The organism is Lamprobacter modestohalophilus (genome assembly GCF_016583905.1).
Taxonomy (GTDB): Bacteria; Pseudomonadota; Gammaproteobacteria; order Chromatiales; family Chromatiaceae; genus Lamprobacter; species Lamprobacter modestohalophilus.
In genome coordinates this window covers 1-16,348 of record NZ_NRRY01000061.1, presented here as the reverse complement: position 1 = coordinate 16,348, position 16,348 = coordinate 1, and the positions used below count along the sequence as shown (strand labels likewise).

Here is a 16,348-nt window from a genome sequence, read left to right as displayed (position 1 = left end):
CGCAATGCGCGAAATTACAATTAGCTGAAGCGCAATTAGCTGAAGCGCAATGCGCCGAAATGCAATTGGCCAAAGCACAATTCACCAATGAATAAAGGTCTCGATATGAACATCCGCTCACTGATCCTTCCTGCTACCCTCGTCCTCTGCACCTGTGCGTTGCCCGCGATAGCGAGAGGTCCTCAAGATGGCGGTCAATTCGCTGGCCAAGGCGGCCAGGGCATGGGCCAGGGCATACAAGCGCCAGTAGCGGTATTGAGCGCTGAGGAGGCCGATACGCTGCTCTGGATGCGCGAGGAAGAGAAGCTCGCGCACGACGTCTATCTCACACTGGATGCACAGTGGGATTTGGTCGTTCTGCAGCGCATCGCCGTCTCTGAGCAGCGCCACTTTGATGCCCTCGGCGGCAAGATCGAGCGTTATGGGCTGGCGGACCCGGTCCTGCCAGGTGCCGGGGTCTTTAGCGATCCAGAGCTGCAGGCTCTGTACGAGGAGTTGGTCGCGAGCGGCCTCGAGTCTTCGACGCAGGCTTTGGTGGTCGGCGCAACCATCGAGGATCTGGATATTCTCGATCTGCAGCAGGCGATCGACGCAACCGTTCAGCCTGATTTGCAGCGGACCTATGGGCACTTGCTGGAAGGCTCGAAGAACCATCTGCGTGCCTTCGTCGGGGAGTTGCGCGCTCTCGGCCTCGACTATGAGCCGCAATATATAGACCCGCTCTTCTTCGATGCCATCGTCGGTCTCTGACTGAGCGGCGCTCGCGCTTGGCCGTCATCAAGCCCGCAAGGGTGGCGTGGCGGCCGGGCTCGCAGCAATGGCGGTGAGAGAGCGGGGTTCAGTAGAGCAGGCGCCCTGCCCAAGCTGCAGATTAGCCGAGCCCCATCAGGCCGCGCAGTTCCTCACTGCTCATGACATGGCAGTAGATCATGTTGATGATGGCGAGTTCTTGCTGGTGCAGTTCGTCAGTACCGGCGGCGCAGCAGTCCTCGACCAAGATCACCTGGAAGCTCTCGTCGGCCAGGCTGCGCACGGTCGATGAGACGCACTGATCGGTATAGATGCCAGTCACGATCAGGTTGCGGATGCCCATGTTGCTGAGGATCAGGCGCAGGTTGGTGCCGGTGATTGCGCTGTCGGTGGTCTTGGTGACGACGATCTCGCCGGGCGCTGGCGCGAGTTCGGGGATGATCTGCGAGGCCTCGCTGTCCTTGGGCATCAGCAGGTTGTTCCAGCCGGGTAACTTCTGACTCAGCGAGCGATCGCGCCCGTCCTCGAGCTGGCAGGCGATGCGGGCGTGGATCACGTCCAGGCCGTTATCCCGAAACTGCTGCTGCAGCGCTTGCAGTCGCGGGATGACCTTGCCGCGCATGCGTTCGTGGAACGGTGCCCAGCGCGCCCGCTCGGCGGGGTCATCGTGCAGTACCATGCCGTAGTTCTGCACATCGATGCAGAGCAGCGCGGTTTCGTTGGGCTTGAGTTCCGGGTCAGCGGGCTCTGGGGCGCCCTCGTAGTAGAACGAGCGGTGAGCAGTCTTCCAGGTCATCGGCTTCGGCTCCGGAAAAAGAGGTTGGCGACGAGATTCACCCTGCGGATCGTACATTACTCTGCCAGATCGTCTGCGGGGCGTCACCCGCAGCCTGGCTGCGTGCCGCTTGCCCGACGAATTGCAGCTGATGGCAGCATCCGTTGATGGCTGACCAGGTTCTCGTGGTTGATGCGCGGCGGCAGGTGCGATTTGATTTAGCTGTGGGCTGTTGCGCTTCTTCAATGCCAATCCGCGCGTAATCCTTAGAATTCTCCTCAGTTATGTCCTATCCCGCGTTGCGGCCTTCTGTTATGCCACAGACTGCGATCGACTCGCGTCGACTTCCTAACTTTCCTATCTCCTTTTTTGCGGTGGTGATGGGCCTCTCGGGGCTGACTATCGCCTGGGAGAAGGCGTTGCATGTGTTTGCGCTTGAGCTGAATGGCGTCGGGTTCGACCCCACCCTCAGAATCGGTCTTTGGATGGCGAGTGCGACGGCTACGGTCTTCTCGCTCCTGTTACTATTCTATTTGGCGAAGCTGGTCGTCTATCCGAAGAAGGTTCTCGAAGAGCTGCGGCATCCGATCAAGCTCAACTTCTTTGCCGCAGTCTCGATCAGTCTATTGCTGCTCTCGATTGCATTCCTGCCCTTTGACGAGTCTATCAGTCGCCCGCTCTGGATGACCGGTGCCAGCTTGCACCTGCTATTCACGCTCTATGTGGTTAGCGTCTGGATTCACCATGAGCATTTCGAAGTCCATCACATGAACCCGGCCTGGTTCATTCCGGCGGTGGGTAATGTGTTGGTGCCAGTGGCCGGTGTGCCACTAGGCTTCTTGGATGTCTCCTGGTTCTTTTTTAGCATCGGCATGCTGTTCTGGGGGTCGCTGATGACGATCATCTTTTATCGGCTGCTGTTCCATGCTCCGATTCCAGAGCGCTTCATGCCGACCCTGTTCATCTTGATTGCGCCGCCTGCAGTGGGCTTTATCGCCTACATACGCTTGGTTGGTGAGCTTGATCCGATTGCGATGGTGCTCTACTTCAGCGCCTTGTTCTTGACGCTGTTGCTGTTTGCGCAGGCACGCTATTTTGCGCGGCTGAAGTTCTTCCTGTCTTGGTGGGCCTACACCTTTCCGCTCGCGGCAATCAGTATCGCGAGTATGCTGATGTTCGAGCAAGGTCAGAGTGATGTCTATCGTTGGATCGGCGCTGGTCTGCTTTCGGTCCTGACCCTGGTGGTGATCTTCTTGCTGTTTAGAACGCTGTATGCCGTTATCCGTCACGGCATCTGTGTGCCTGGACATTAACCGGATCATTCTGGACCTCGATCCTGGTCTGAGTCGGCCATTCGCGAGCCTTTAACTTGGCCGTCACTCGCGGACTGATTAGGCTGCAGCGGTGATTGATGCCATCGTTCTGATGCCTAGAATTGCTCAGTCTTGTTGAAATGATGAGGTGTTTTTCCTCTGGCGTCTTTTCTGCTATGACGCCTCTTTCGCTTTTATATGACCCAATTGGAGACGATTGATGAAACAGACCCTGCTACAAGAAAAGTACCCAATCTACACGCTCGAAGTGAGCAAAGACGAGACTCGGTTTGCCGACTCGGGCTCGATCATCGCCTATCTCAAAGAGTGTATTGATGCGCACGATATTGCGAGTTATATCGGCGAGTTCGATCACATGGCGCACACGCAGTCGCTCGCGAACGGAGAGATCGCCGAGGGCATCGAGTCCGCGAAGCACATCCTATTCTGCTTTGGCACCAAGCTACCCGATCCGCATGTGATGGCGGTGCGGCCGCGCTCGATCGGGGTTGTCGATCAAGGCGACCGCTTCACGGTGACCTTCCTCGAGGCGCCGATGCCACCGGCGAATGAGGCTATGGAGCGCTGGGTCAAGGCGATCGTTGAGCAGCCGGCCTGCTGAGTCAGTGTTCCTCGTCTCGATTGAGGCGTCACCCTAACGCTCATAGCGCGGCGCCAGCGCGAAAACGAATCGCGAGAGATTCTCGTTAATATCAGCGATTCATCGTCCGAGGGTGGTCGTGCAAGGTGGCGCCGCGCTGTGTCAGTTTGAAATCAGCCTGTGATGTTCAAGCGCCAGTGCGGCGTCCAGGCTGCAGCGGCTCGCCGCAGCGCTTGCAGAGATAATGTTGCCCCTTCGCGACCTTGTTGTGGCGGATGCTCGAGAGCTGGTGCTCCATGCAGCCGCAGTGGTAACGAAAATAGGTCAGCTTGCGGGCGCTGAGTCCACTCACGTCATAATCATGGCAGCGCGTCGGCTCTGCACCGAGCTGGCGCATGATGCGCTGCCATTCGGGGCCGTGCGGCCGGATGCGCTTGCCGTAGCGGTGATAGGCGAGCACATGGGCAACCTCGTGTGGCACGGTGCGCTGGATAAAGTCGGCCCCGCCGCGCTCGAGCAGCTCGAGGTTGTACCGGATCAGATACTCACCGCGGGCGCGAATGCGCACCTGGCCGGCGGTCTTGCCGCGTAGATCGAAGCGAACCTCGATCTGGGCGTCCGGTATCGAGCCGAGCAGGGCGCTGGTCTGAGACCGTGCCTGAGCCGTTAGCGCCCGGAGGCCGGCATCGCCTGAACCGCCGCTCCAAGCTTGGCCCGAGTTGGCTCGCAGCTTCTGGTTTTGCGTTTCGCTCACGATAGGGCTATCATCCGTAGGCTGAGATACAAGGGTAGAGCTGGCAACACGCTGCTTGATGCCCCTGGCGCGATGGCCCCGGTATCGGGGTTTTTTTTCATCCGCGATCCACTGCAGACCCAGGCGAGGCTGCTTTCGGCAGAGGCTCGTACGGTACTGCTCCGAACAAGGGGCCAACGGCCCTTTTTTTGGTTCTAGGATTTGGTCTGGCCTGGGCAATGCCGGGGCTATGACGTTTATGCCGTTCTCCGGCCAAGCCGGTAACGAAATCATATCAGTGGTGCTGAATTTTTGATGCGACGGGCGAATGACCGACTGACGAAGCTAGTGACATCGGTGGTTGAGCCGATGGGCTACGAGGCGATCGGTGTTGAGCATGCCTCGGCGGGGAGCGCGGAGGCGGTCTTGCGGGTCTATATCGATCATGCCAACGGCATCACGGTGGACGACTGCGAGGCGGTGAGCCGGCAGCTCAGCAGTGTGCTTGATGTCGAAGACCCGATCAGTGGCCATTACGCGCTCGAGGTCTCGTCTCCAGGCTTGGATCGGCCACTATTTAGCGTCGAGCAGATCGAATGCCAGCGTGGCAACCGCATCCGCGTGCGGCTCGCGGAAAAGCTCGAGGGACGCCGTAATTTCGAGGGTGAAGTACTCGCGCTGAGCGATGGCGGCCAGATCTTGGAGCTGGGGCTCGACGAGGGCCATGAGCAACGTCGCGTGCAGCTTCCAATCGACCAGGTCGAAAGCGCCCGGGTGGTGCCCGAATTCAACTTTTCACAGTCCGCTCGCTGACGAACCGGATGCCGGACGGGGCCGAGAGCGACCGACATCAGGTAGGGACCCATGAACAAAGAAATATTGATGGTCGTCGATGCCGTCTCGAACGAGAAGGATGTCTCGAAAGAGATCATCTTCGAGGCGATCGAGGCCGCGCTCGCCTCGGCGACGCGCAAGAAACACGGCGGTGATATCGAGGTGCGTGTCTCGATCGACCGCGGCACTGGCGATTATGAAACCTTCCGTCGCTGGGAGGTGGTCGAGGATCAAGACGGCGAGCCCCTCGAGGCCTCGGAGCGCCAGATCACCATCTCGGCGGCTAAGGAGCTCGACCCGTCGCTAGAGCTGGGCGGCTACATCGAAGAGCAGATCGAGTCGGTGCTGTTCGGCCGCATCGCCGCGCAGACCGCGAAGCAGGTCATCGTGCAAAAGGTGCGCGAAGCCGAGCGTGCAAAGATCGTGGAGCTGTTCAAGAGCCGCGAGGGCGAGCTGGTCACCGGCATCGTCAAGAAGGCCGAGCGTGGCACCATCGTGATCGATCTCGGTAACAACGCCGAAGCCTTGGTGCCGCGCGATCAGGTCATCCCAAAGGAGACTGCGCGACCCGGCGATCGGCTACGCGGGCTGCTCTATGAAGTGGCCGCCGAGCTGAAGGGTCCGCAGCTGTTCGTCAGCCGGACCTCGCCGAAATTGCTGATCGAACTGTTTAAGCTCGAGGTGCCAGAGGTGGGCGAGGGTGCGATCGAGATCGTCGGCGCTGCCCGTGATCCAGGCACCCGCGCCAAGATCGCGGTGCGGACCAATGATCCGCGTATCGATCCAGTCGGCGCTTGCGTCGGCATGCGTGGCTCGCGTGTTCAGGCCGTCTCCAACGAGCTGTTTGGTGAGCGCGTCGACATCATCCCCTGGGACGAGAACCCGGCTCAGTTCGTGATCAACGCGATGCTGCCGGCTGACGTCGTCTCGATCGTCATCGATGAGGACGCGCGCAGCATGGACGTGGCCGTCAAGGAAGAAAACCTCTCGCAGGCGATCGGTAAGGGGGGGCAGAACGTCCGCCTTGCCAGTCAGCTCACCGGTTGGGAGCTGAACGTGATGAGTGAGGAGGCGGCTGCCGCCAAGAGCGAGGAAGAGGGTCGCCGTCTGATCGAGCGCTTCATGGCCGATCTGCGCGTCGACGAGAACGTCGCCGCGGTGTTGGCCGAGGAAGGGTTTACGACGAGCGAAGAGATCGCCTATGTGCCCGAGTCGGAGCTGCTGGCGATCGCGGATTTTGATCAGGAACTGGTTGGTCTTCTGCGGCAGCGGGCATTGGATGCGGTGTCGAGCCAAGCGGTTGCGAATGATGAAGACCCGGACGCGGTGCCGGGCGATGATCTGCTCGCCATGCCGATGATGGAAGAGGCCTTGGCCTATCGGTTGGCTCGACGCGGCATCATCAGTGTGGCTGATCTTGCAGATCAGTCAGTAGACGAACTGTTGGAGCTCGACGGCATGGACCCGGAGCACGCGGCCAGCCTCATCATGGCGGCCCGCGAGCCTATGTTCGCCGGCTCGGAGAACGACTAGTCATCGGAGGTGCGAATGAGTACTGAAGTCACGGTCAAGCAACTCGCGACGACGGTCGGGATCCCTGTGGAGCGGCTACTTACGCAGCTCCAAGAGGCGGGCATCTCGGCCCAGGCCGAGGATGCCACCATCACTGAGAGTGAAAAGATCCAGCTGTTGCAGCATTTGCGGCGCAGCCACGTTAAGAAAGACGAGCCGGCTGATGCATCGGCATCGGCCAGTGAGGCGACGAGCGTGCGGCGACGCCCGCCGGCAGCGGCTGATAGCCGTGTGCAACGGCCTTCGCGTCCAGCGCCTACTCGCGGAGCGCCTACGGCGCGAGCCGGCGCTGCCACTCCCCGCTCGGGCAAGTCAGTCAATGTCGAGGTGCGACGTAAGCGCAGTTTCGGTAAGCGCACGGCTGAGCCGGTCATGCCAGCGACGTCGGTGCGCACCACGGCGCGTCCCGATTCTGAAGCGCAGGACGCGAGGAACGCACGCGCCCCAGTCGATGAGCAGCGTCGTCGCGCTGAGCTCGAGGCGCGTCGAGCGGAGGAGGATGCACGCCGCCTTGCGGAGCAAGAGGAGCTCGAGGTTCGTCAGCGCGAAGAGGCGCGGCGTAAGGCTGAGGCAGAAGCCCGCGCCAAGGCTGAGGCAGAGCGTCGCCGTTCTGCTCAAGAAGCAACGCAACAAGAGGAGCCTGCCGCTGAGGGCTATCAGCCGAGCGGACGCGGTGAGCGGTTGCCGGCAGCGGGTGCGGTTGAGGCCGAGGGCGAGACCGAGCAACAGCGCGACGAGCGTCGCCGTGCGGCGAAGAAGCACGCCGAGCGCTCAGAGAAAGAGCGTCTGGAGCGAGAGCGCGTCGAGAAGGAGAAGGAGCGCAAGGCGGCGCGTAAGGAGCCTGGCCGGTCGAAGGTTCGCGACCCAGTCGCAGCGATCGAGGAAGAGACCTCAGACGAGGCCGTGATCACGCGGCCATCGGTGCGGCGTCGGAAGAAGCCCGGCAAGCCGCAGCTGCAGGACAAGCATGGCTTCCAGCGTCCGACCTCACCGGTGGTGCGCGAGGTCGAGGTGCCGGAGACGATCTCGGTAGGCGAGCTGGCGTCGCGCATGTCGGTCAAGGCTGGGCAGGTCATCAAGGAGCTGTTCAAGCAGGGCATGATGGTGACCATCAACCAGACGCTCGATCGCGACACCGCGATGCTGGTCGTCGAGGAGATGGGCCACAAGGCGGTCGAGGCCAAGCAAGCGGACGCCGAGGATGCGCTGATGGCGCTGCTCGAAGAGGAAGTCGGTCAGACCGAGGCACGGTCGCGACCGCCCGTGGTCACGATCATGGGTCATGTCGACCACGGCAAGACCTCGCTGCTCGACTACATTCGCCGCGCCAAGGTTGCGGCGGGTGAGGCCGGTGGTATTACCCAGCACATTGGTGCCTATCACGTCGAGACCGACAAGGGCACGATCTCGTTCCTCGACACCCCGGGCCATGCCGCCTTCTCGGCGATGCGTGCTCGTGGGGCCAAGGCGACGGATATCGTCATCCTGGTCGTCGCTGCCGACGACGGCGTGATGCCGCAGACCATCGAGGCGATCCAGCACTCGAAGGCGGCCGGGGTTCCGGTCGTGGTCGCGGTGAACAAGATGGACAAGCCCGACGCGAACCCAGACCGGGTGATGCAGGAGCTGACCCAGCACGAGCTGGTGCCCGAGGAATGGGGCGGCGACACCATGTTGGTGAAGGTCTCGGCGAAGTCCGGCGAGGGGATCGACGATCTGCTCGATGCGGTGCTGCTGCAGTCCGAGGTGCTCGAGCTGAAGGCGCCGATCGATGGGCCTGCACATGGCACCATCGTCGAATCCAGTCTCGAGAAGGGCCGTGGCACCGTTGCCACCGTCTTGGTCCAGTCCGGCACGCTGCGCACCGGCGACATGATCGTCAGCGGTGCGGAGTATGGTCGTGTCCGGGCGATGTTCGATGAGCTGGGGCGCTCGGTGAAGAGCGCTGGCCCGTCGATCCCGGTGCAGGTCCTTGGCCTGTCCGGCTCGCCGAATGCGGGCGACGACGTGATCGCGGTCACCGATGAAAAACGTGCTCGCGAGGTGGCCGAATTCCGCCGCGATCGCGATCGGCAGACGCGCATGGATGAGCAGCGCGGCGCGAGCTTGGATCAGCTGTTCTCGCAGCTCAAGGACGGCGACCTCAAGAGCGTCAACATCATCCTCAAGGCCGATGTGCAGGGCAGCGTCGAGGCGATCAAGGAGGCGCTGGTCAAGCTCAGCAACGACGAGGTCAAGGTGGCGGTGGTCGCCTCCGGCGTTGGCGGTATCACCGAGTCCGATGCCAACCTGGCGGTGACCTCGACGGCGATCATGCTCGGCTTCAATGTCCGTGCTGATCCCGCCGCGCGCCGGGTGATCGAGGAGCAGGGGCTGGATCTGCGCTATTACTCGGTCATCTACGAGCTGATCGATGATGTGAAGAAGGCCATCTCTGGTCTGCTGAGTCCAATCGTGACCGAGGAGATCATCGGTCTGGCGCAGGTGCGCGATGTGTTCCGCTCATCGAAGTTTGGCGCCATCGCCGGCTGTATGGTGGTCGAGGGTGCGATCCGCCGCAACAGTCCGATCCGCGTCTTGCGCAACAACGTCGTCATCTACGAGGGTGCGCTGGAGTCTTTGCGTCGCTTCAAGGAGGACGTCAGCGAGGTCAAGAACGGTACCGAATGCGGCATCGGCGTGAAGAACTACAACGATGTGCAGCCGGGCGATCAGATCGAGGTCTTCGAGCGCAAGGAGCGTGCGCGCGAGCTATGAGAGGCGTTAAGCAGTCATGCTGGCCCCGCACTGCCCCGGTCTGGCCGGGACAGAGGGGCAAATGCTCAGCTCGATCTCAGCGCTCTCGATGAGTCGGGCGCCACAACGCGGCTTTGATCGGGGTGAGCGCATCGGTGCCGCCCTGCTGCGCGAGCTGACCCAGCTGCTACGGCGCGCGAAGGACCCGCGCCTCGGCGACATCACCTTGCATGAGGTGCGGGTCAGCCGTGACCTTGCCCATGCAAAGGTCTACTTCACCTGCTTTCCGGCCGATGACGGCGCTAAGGAGCAGCAACGACTCTTGAACGGCGGCTTGTCGAGCTTCTTGCGCTACGAGCTATCGCGGACCGCGCGCTTGCGTACGGTGCCGCAGCTGCAGTTCGTCCACGATGAATCGGTCATCCGTGGCGAGCAGCTATCCGCACTGATCGATGAAGTGGTCGGGCAAGATGCCGAGCACGCCGAGCACGCGCGGATCGAATCTCAGATCAACGGCGGCGATGATCAGCACAGGGATGAGGCCGCGGATGCCTCCGATACGGACCGCTGAGCCCGCCTCTTAACTGGAACATCATGGGTAGACGACGTAAACAGGGCCGCGAGGTCAACGGCATCCTATTGTTGGATAAGCCTTCCGGTATCTCCTCCAACCACGCCTTGCAGCGCGTGAAGCGCCTCTATGGTGCACAGAAGGCTGGGCACACCGGCAGTCTGGACCCGCTCGCGACCGGCCTGCTGCCGCTCTGCCTGGGCTACACCACCAAGTTCTCGGCCTTCCTGCTCGATGCTGATAAGCGTTACCGCGTCCGCGTGCGCCTCGGTGAGACCACCGAGACCGCCGATGCTGAGGGTGAGGTGATCGCGACTGCGCCGGTCGATGGCATCACCGAGGCTCAGGTGCTCGAGGTCATCAGCCACTTCCTTGGCGAGATCGAGCAGCTGCCGCCGATGTACTCGGCGGTCAAGCATCAAGGTCAGCGCCTGTACAAGCTCGCGCGCGAGGGCAAGGAGGTCGAGCGCACGCCGCGCCAGATCACCATCCACCGGCTCGATCTGCTGGAGATGGCGTTGCCGGACATCGAGCTCGATGTGCACTGCACCAAGGGCACCTATGTGCGCACGTTGGCCGAGGATATCGGCAAGCAATTGGGCTGCGGTGGCCATGTATCGGTGCTGCGTCGGACCGGTGTCGGGCCCTATATCGAGGGCGAGACCGATTTTGTCACCATGGCCGAGCTCGAGGCTCAGGCCGAGGCGCACGGGCCGGAGTCGCTCGATGCGCTGCTCCTGCCGTTGGAGACGACCCTCGGGCACTGCCCTGCGGTACGTCTTTCTGCCAACAGCGCCTTTTATCTGAGCCAGGGGCAGCCCGTGCTGGTGCCGCAGGCGCCGACCGAGGGCCTGGTCCGGCTCTATGACGTGAGCGATCGGTTTCTCGGCGTCGGCGAGATCCTTGACGACGGTCGGGTGCAGCCGAAGCGCTTGGTTTGAAGGTTGCAGGCTGGGGGTTGAAATTCAGAAGTCGAGAAGTCCAGAAGTCTGATGCTTTATATGAGCCTGATTTCTGGTGCACATCGAGCGTCGGCGCTGAGCATTTGTGGTCCTGATGCTGATCTACGCCAGGCGATTCGGGTGCGTTGGTTTCAAACGGATGACGGAGTCCGTAGAATCGCGCTCGATACGATTCGGCAGCGGGCTAGGTTCGACCAAATGCGCTCGAATGCGATCGAACGCGCTCCCGTATGACAGATTAACGCCTTGTTCCCTGAGGTCATTGTTGGGGGCCAAGGTGACCATGACTGACGCCATGCTGGGCGTCGCTATCCTTATAGGAGACTCGCAATGACAATGACCGCAGAAGACAAACGCCTGATCGTCGAAGAGCACGCTCGCGGCACTAACGATACCGGCTCACCGGAGGTGCAGGTTGCGCTGCTGACTGCGCGCATCAAGCAGTTGACCGGACATTTCACTGAACACAAGCATGATCATCACTCGCGCCGCGGCCTGGTGCGCATGGTCAACTCGCGGCGTAAGCTGCTCGACTATCTCAAGCGCAAGGATCTGGATCGCTACCGGGCGCTGATTCAGAAGCTTGGCCTGCGCCGATAAGCGCGTCCGGACCTCGAGGGTGGCGTCGCCCCGCGCGAGCAGGCGCCGACGCCACCGCACTCCCATGCTCGGTGCAGGCCGGCGGCTCTAAGGCTGTCAGTGTTCGCACCAATGATCCCCATTTGGGGACCACCCAGAGGACCGTCCTAGTGACCCCAATCCGCAAGACTTTTCAATACGGCGATCAGACGGTAACGCTCGAGACCGGTGAGATCGCACGCCAGGCCGACGGAGCGGTCATGGTCAATGTCGATGACACCGTCGTGCTGGTCACCGTGGTCGTCGACAAGCGAGCGACGGAGATGAAAGATTTCCTGCCGCTGACCATCGACTACCAAGAGAAGACCTACGCCGCCGGCCGCATCCCCGGCGGCTTTTTTCGTCGTGAGGGCCGCCCGAGCGAGTCAGAGATCCTGACCTCGCGGCTGATCGACCGACCGGTGCGCCCACTGTTCTCCAAGGGCTTTGGTCGTGAGGTGCAGGTGATCGCGACGGTCAAGTCATTGAATCCGGCGGTCAACCCCGAGATCCCGTCTTTGATTGGCGCCTCCGCGGCGCTGTCGATCGCTGGGCTGCCGTTCAATGGCCCGATCGGTGCGGCTCGCGTGGGCTATAAGAACGGCGAGTACATCCTGAATCCGGCGATGATTGGCCTGAGTCCGGACAGCGATCTCGATCTGATCGTCGCCGGGACCGAGGGCGCGGTGCTGATGGTCGAGTCTGAGGCGCGCAGCCTGCCGGAAGAGGTGATGCTCGGTGCCGTGCTGTACGGCCATGAGCAGATGCAGGTCGTCATCCAGGCCATCAAGGAGCTAGCGGCCGAGGTCAACAAGCCGCAGATGGAATGGGAGCCGTTGCAGAGCGACCCTGAGCTGAAGGCGGCGGTGGCCGAGGCTTGCGCGGATCAGCTCGGCGAGGCCTATCGCATCCAGGACAAGATGGAGCGCTATGCCGCGCTGACCGAGATCCGTCAGTCCGTCTTCGACAAGCTTGCTGGTGAGGACTCACCCTGGCCGCAGCCACAGGTCTATGGCGCGGTCGAGAAGCTGGAAAAGGAGATCGTGCGCGGGCGCATCATCGCTGGCGAGGCGCGTATCGATGGTCGAGATACCGCCACGGTGCGCCCGATCAGCATCCGCACGGGTGTGCTGCCACGCACCCATGGCTCGGCGCTGTTCACCCGCGGTGAGACCCAAGCGCTGGTGATCACCACACTCGGCACCGAGCGTGACTCGCAGATCATCGATGCCCTGGACGGCGAGCGGCGCGAGCCCTTTATGCTGCACTACAACTTCCCGCCCTTCTGTGTCGGTGAGACCGGCCGCGTTGGTAGCCCGAAGCGGCGCGAGATCGGCCATGGCCGGCTGGCCAAGCGCGGTGTGCTGGCCTCGATGCCCAGCCTCGCCGAGTTCCCCTACTCGATCCGCGTCGTCTCCGAGATCACTGAGTCAAATGGCTCCAGCTCGATGGCCAGTGTCTGCGGCACCAGCCTGTCGCTGATGGATGCGGGCGTGCCGATCAAGTCGCCGGTGGCTGGTGTGGCGATGGGGCTGATCAAAGAGGGCGATCAGTTCGCGGTGCTGACCGACATCATGGGCGACGAGGACCATCTCGGCGACATGGACTTCAAGGTCGCCGGTCCAGCGGAGGGCATCAACGCCCTGCAGATGGACATCAAGATCGACGGCATCACCCGCGAGATCATGGAGCAGGCGCTGGCGCAGGCGAAGGATGGCCGGCTGCACATCCTCGGCGAGATGAGCAAGGTCATCGACACCCATCGCTCCGAGATGTCCGAGCATGCCCCGCGCATCATCGAGTTCAAGATCCATCCGGAGAAGATCCGCGACGTCATCGGCAAGGGTGGCTCGACCATCCGCGCACTCACGGAAGAGACCGGCGCCACCATCGATATCAACGATGACGGCGTGGTGAAGATCTTCTCGGTGCAGAAGAGTGCCGGTGAAGAGGCCAAGAAGCGCATCCGCCTGATCACCGCCGATGTCGAGGTTGGCAAGATCTACGAGGGTAAGGTCGCCCGCCTGATGGACTTTGGCGCCTTCGTCACCATCCTGCCGGGTCGCGACGGTCTGGTGCATATCAGCCAGATCAGCGATGAGCGCGTTGAGCGCGTGAGCGATAAGCTCAAGGAAGGCGATGTGATTCGCGTCAAGGTGCTCGAGGTCGACAAGCAGGGCCGCATCCGCCTGAGCATGAAGGCGGTGGCCGAGGACGAGGCTCCGGACGCCTGAAATCGGTTCCGGCCGCGAGGCCGGTAACTGAGAATGAGCGCCACGGATGGACACCGTTCGGTGCAGATCGAAGACGCTGGGATCTGCTCGAACAACTGTTCAGCCGTGGTGCTTTTTTAACGTGAATCTCACGCGGTTCATTGTCCGGGGTGGTGCCGCACCATGAGCGTTAGGGCGGCTGCGTGAAACCCGGTTTTTTGGTCAGCCCTAGTCTTCCTCGCAAGACAACTCGAACGCGATCATCCCTTCTTCCAGGTGATCGGAGACCATCGGATGGGCCAACACATAGGCCGCAGCCCGGATGCTGAAGTCGCCGAGCGCGTCGTCGACTGCCTGCTCCCATTCCTCGATGCTGTAATCGCCGCGTCCGACCCACATCAGGGCCACGAGCTCTGAGCGCTGGCGCTCCGACATCTCGGTGACGATGTTGCTGAATTCGGCGACGTTGTAATCGTCGCCATGGTCAGCCAACACCTGCATCGCCCAGTCGTCGCTCGGGCTTGAGGGAACCTCAGGAATGACGACCGACTCTTTGGCCTGGAATTCGCGGGCCAATTCGATCAGTGAACAGAGCGTATCTAGTGGAATGTGCAGCCGCACCTTCGCCTCCTCGAGCCCCGTGGTTCGGGGGACTGTATTATCATCGTAGTTGCAGTTTACTACGCGCTGTTTCGCCGCTTGTCTGACGAGGAACAAGCGGGCGCGTGTCTTCCTCGTCATCGGCGCTTAAGGATTGGGTTCCGGTTGTGCATCCTCATCTTTGAGACATCGATCCTAATCCGTTTCCTAACTCGTTCAACTCTTCGAGCCTAAGCCGATGACGATGAAATCCACCCCAATCACGCTAGCACTGTTTCTGACTGTGTCGGGTAGCGTCGCAGCGGACGAGCTGTCGCCCGATGGTCGTCCCCATTTCTCGGGCAAAGATGCCGATTCCGTTAAGGAGGCCTTCCATCACTTTGAGGAGGGCAACGAGAAGCTCGAGAAATACCTCAAGGGCGACAGTATCGAAGGCGCAGACCTTGCCCACGTCCACGAGCTGACCTATACCCTCGAGAACGCCATCGCCAAGATGCAGGCTGCGCTTGCCCGCTTGGCAACCTCCTTGGAGGAGGTGCATCTCGCCTCCGAGAGGGGTGACGCAGACGTGGTGCTCGAGTCGGGTCGTGAGTATCTATCCATAGCGGATCAATTCGACGATTAGCCCAGCTCGACGATTCACCCAAGCGGTAGTCGCCTTGCCGAAGATGGCTTTGGCGACAGCAGGGTGGCTTGAACCGATGCAGAGGACGCGAGCGTTCACCAAGGGGCCTTTGGCGGCGCAGTATGGGAAGCACCATGGGAAGCAGCATGGGAAGCAGCATGGAAAGATGACCACCAGGGATCGTAACTGGCCGATGATGATGCTCGCCGTTGCCATGCTGATGCCAGGGGGTGCGCATGCAGGCGATGATCATGTCGAACTTGCTCGGCGCTTGCTTGCGCAGGGCCGAATCTTACCCCTCGAGCAGCTGCTGACGCAGGCGCTGTCAGTGCGGCCCGGTATCCCGGTCGAGGTTGAGCTGCACGCCGAGGATGATCCGCACCGCTATGTGTACGAGATCGAAATGCTCGATCGTGCGGGCACTGTTTGGTCGATCGCGTTCGATGCCAAGACTGGCCAGTTGATCGATCTGGATGCCGATGAGGACTGAGGGTCGATGCGTCTCTTGCTGATCGAGGATGATCGCGCGCTCGGCAGTGGCCTGCGGGCTGATCTGATGGCCAACGGATATGCGGTGGATTGGGCGCTTGACGGCATCGACGGCGCCTTCCTCGGCAGTGACCAGCCCTATGATGCCATCGTCCTCGACCTGGGACTGCCGGGGAAGCCAGGGCTCGAGGTGCTGCGCGACTGGCGGACTGACGGGCTGCGTACCCCGGTGCTCGTGCTCACCGCGCGCGATGCCTGGCACGAGCGGGTCGATGGCCTCAAGGCCGGTGCCGATGACTACCTCGGTAAGCCCTTCCATGTGCAGGAGCTGATCGCCCGTCTGCAGGCGCTGATCCGGCGTGCTGTTGGGCAAGCCAGCGCCGGCGTTAGCGCAGGCGGCCTGAAGCTTGACGACGAGCATCAGCGCGTCACCCGCGCCGATGGTGGCGAGGTCGAGCTGACGGGCACCGAGTTCCGGCTGCTACGCTATTTCATGCTCAATCCAGACAAGGTGCTCTCCAAGGAGCGTTTGATCGCCCACGTCTACGATCAACATGCCGAGCACGGCAGTAACCTGATCGAGGTCTATGTGCGGCGTCTGCGCGAGAAGCTTGGTCGAGAGCATCTGCGAACTCAGCGTGGACAGGGTTATGTGTTTCCATCGAAGCCCTGATAGCGTTGTTGGCGCTGTCGCCACTGCTGCCTTCGTTGTCCGCGCTGCTGACAGTGGGCGCTTTCCTTGAGATCGCTCGAAGCCCGGCTGCATCTCGGTCTCGGCATCAGCCTGGCGTTGGTGATCACGACCTCCTGGTGGCTCGGCCACGCAGCGCTGCATCGCAGCACTGAGGCCTATGTGCTGTCGCGACTGCAGCATGATGCCGAGGCCTTGCTAGGCAGCCTTTCGCAGACCAGCGCAGTGCTCTCAGCGTCATCCCAGCCCCAGCCCCAGCCCCAGC

16 protein-coding genes and 1 pseudogene are annotated in these 16,348 nt (G+C 61.7%); 14 read left to right on the top strand and 3 right to left on the bottom strand.

The window, feature by feature from the left end; translation table 11 throughout:
- Nucleotides 1-87 precede the first annotated feature (87 nt).
- Nucleotides 88-750, top strand: coding sequence for a DUF2202 domain-containing protein (locus CKO42_RS22755; protein WP_200249495.1), 663 nt, complete (start codon nt 88-90; stop codon nt 748-750).
- Nucleotides 751-871: 121 nt separating this feature from the next.
- On the opposite strand, the gene CKO42_RS22750 is transcribed toward CKO42_RS22755, so the two are convergent.
- Nucleotides 872-1,546: a cysteine hydrolase family protein gene (locus CKO42_RS22750; RefSeq protein ID WP_200249487.1), complete on the bottom strand. Its 675-nt coding sequence runs from the start codon at nt 1,544-1,546 to the stop codon at nt 872-874.
- 293 nt (nt 1,547-1,839) lie between these two features.
- On the opposite strand from CKO42_RS22750, the gene CKO42_RS22745 reads away from it, so the two are divergent.
- Together CKO42_RS22745 and CKO42_RS22740 are read left to right on the top strand one after the other, a co-directional pair.
- Entirely contained in the window at nt 1,840-2,838 is a 999-nt protein-coding gene (locus CKO42_RS22745) for an SLAC1 anion channel family protein (protein WP_200249485.1), read from the top strand.
- 220 nt (nt 2,839-3,058) lie between these two features.
- A complete protein-coding gene (locus CKO42_RS22740; protein WP_200249476.1) occupies nt 3,059-3,460 on the top strand; it encodes a DUF6858 family protein in 402 nt (133 codons plus the stop codon).
- Nucleotides 3,461-3,626: 166 nt separating this feature from the next.
- Here CKO42_RS22740 and CKO42_RS27620 read toward each other — a convergent pair whose 3' ends face one another.
- A complete protein-coding gene (locus CKO42_RS27620; protein WP_322825046.1) occupies nt 3,627-4,193 on the bottom strand; it encodes a SprT family zinc-dependent metalloprotease in 567 nt (188 codons plus the stop codon).
- Nucleotides 4,194-4,487: 294 nt separating this feature from the next.
- Between CKO42_RS27620 and rimP the strand changes: the two genes are divergently transcribed.
- From rimP to pnp, 7 genes are all read left to right on the top strand, one after another.
- On the top strand, nt 4,488-4,985 hold the full coding sequence (rimP, locus tag CKO42_RS22730) for a ribosome maturation factor RimP (protein WP_200249472.1): 498 nt from the start codon (nt 4,488-4,490) through the stop codon (nt 4,983-4,985).
- A gap of 51 nt (nt 4,986-5,036) precedes the next feature.
- Entirely contained in the window at nt 5,037-6,539 is a 1,503-nt protein-coding gene (nusA, locus tag CKO42_RS22725; protein ID WP_200249470.1) for a transcription termination factor NusA, read from the top strand.
- 15 nt (nt 6,540-6,554) lie between these two features.
- On the top strand, nt 6,555-9,335 hold the full coding sequence (infB, locus tag CKO42_RS22720; RefSeq protein WP_200249466.1) for a translation initiation factor IF-2: 2,781 nt from the start codon (nt 6,555-6,557) through the stop codon (nt 9,333-9,335).
- A 61-nt stretch (nt 9,336-9,396) separates the two neighbouring features.
- Nucleotides 9,397-9,885 (top strand): 30S ribosome-binding factor RbfA, encoded by a 489-nt coding sequence (gene rbfA / locus CKO42_RS22715; RefSeq protein WP_338034988.1) that lies wholly within the window; start codon nt 9,397-9,399, stop codon nt 9,883-9,885.
- 23 nt (nt 9,886-9,908) lie between these two features.
- Entirely contained in the window at nt 9,909-10,826 is a 918-nt protein-coding gene (gene truB / locus CKO42_RS22710; RefSeq protein ID WP_200249454.1) for a tRNA pseudouridine(55) synthase TruB, read from the top strand.
- 351 nt (nt 10,827-11,177) lie between these two features.
- Complete coding sequence (gene rpsO, locus CKO42_RS22705) at nt 11,178-11,447, top strand: 30S ribosomal protein S15 (protein ID WP_200249447.1); 270 nt, start codon at nt 11,178-11,180, stop codon at nt 11,445-11,447.
- Nucleotides 11,448-11,596: 149 nt separating this feature from the next.
- On the top strand, nt 11,597-13,699 hold the full coding sequence (pnp, locus tag CKO42_RS22700) for a polyribonucleotide nucleotidyltransferase (RefSeq protein WP_200249445.1): 2,103 nt from the start codon (nt 11,597-11,599) through the stop codon (nt 13,697-13,699).
- 207 nt (nt 13,700-13,906) lie between these two features.
- Here pnp and CKO42_RS22695 read toward each other — a convergent pair whose 3' ends face one another.
- Nucleotides 13,907-14,299, bottom strand: a complete 393-nt coding sequence (locus CKO42_RS22695; protein WP_338034987.1) for a DUF3775 domain-containing protein — start codon at nt 14,297-14,299, stop codon at nt 13,907-13,909.
- Nucleotides 14,300-14,516: 217 nt separating this feature from the next.
- Between CKO42_RS22695 and CKO42_RS22690 the strand changes: the two genes are divergently transcribed.
- From CKO42_RS22690 to CKO42_RS22675, 4 genes and pseudogenes are all read left to right on the top strand, one after another.
- The gene (locus tag CKO42_RS22690; protein ID WP_200249443.1) at nt 14,517-14,903 is read left to right on the top strand and encodes a DUF6746 family protein; all 387 of its coding nucleotides are present in this window, start codon (nt 14,517-14,519) and stop codon (nt 14,901-14,903) included.
- A 166-nt stretch (nt 14,904-15,069) separates the two neighbouring features.
- On the top strand, nt 15,070-15,393 hold the full coding sequence (locus CKO42_RS22685; RefSeq protein WP_200249441.1) for a PepSY domain-containing protein: 324 nt from the start codon (nt 15,070-15,072) through the stop codon (nt 15,391-15,393).
- A 6-nt stretch (nt 15,394-15,399) separates the two neighbouring features.
- The gene (locus tag CKO42_RS22680; protein WP_200249439.1) at nt 15,400-16,065 is read left to right on the top strand and encodes a response regulator transcription factor; all 666 of its coding nucleotides are present in this window, start codon (nt 15,400-15,402) and stop codon (nt 16,063-16,065) included.
- Nucleotides 16,066-16,131: 66 nt separating this feature from the next.
- Nucleotides 16,132-16,348, top strand: a pseudogene (locus tag CKO42_RS22675) (ATP-binding protein); the annotation flags it as partial.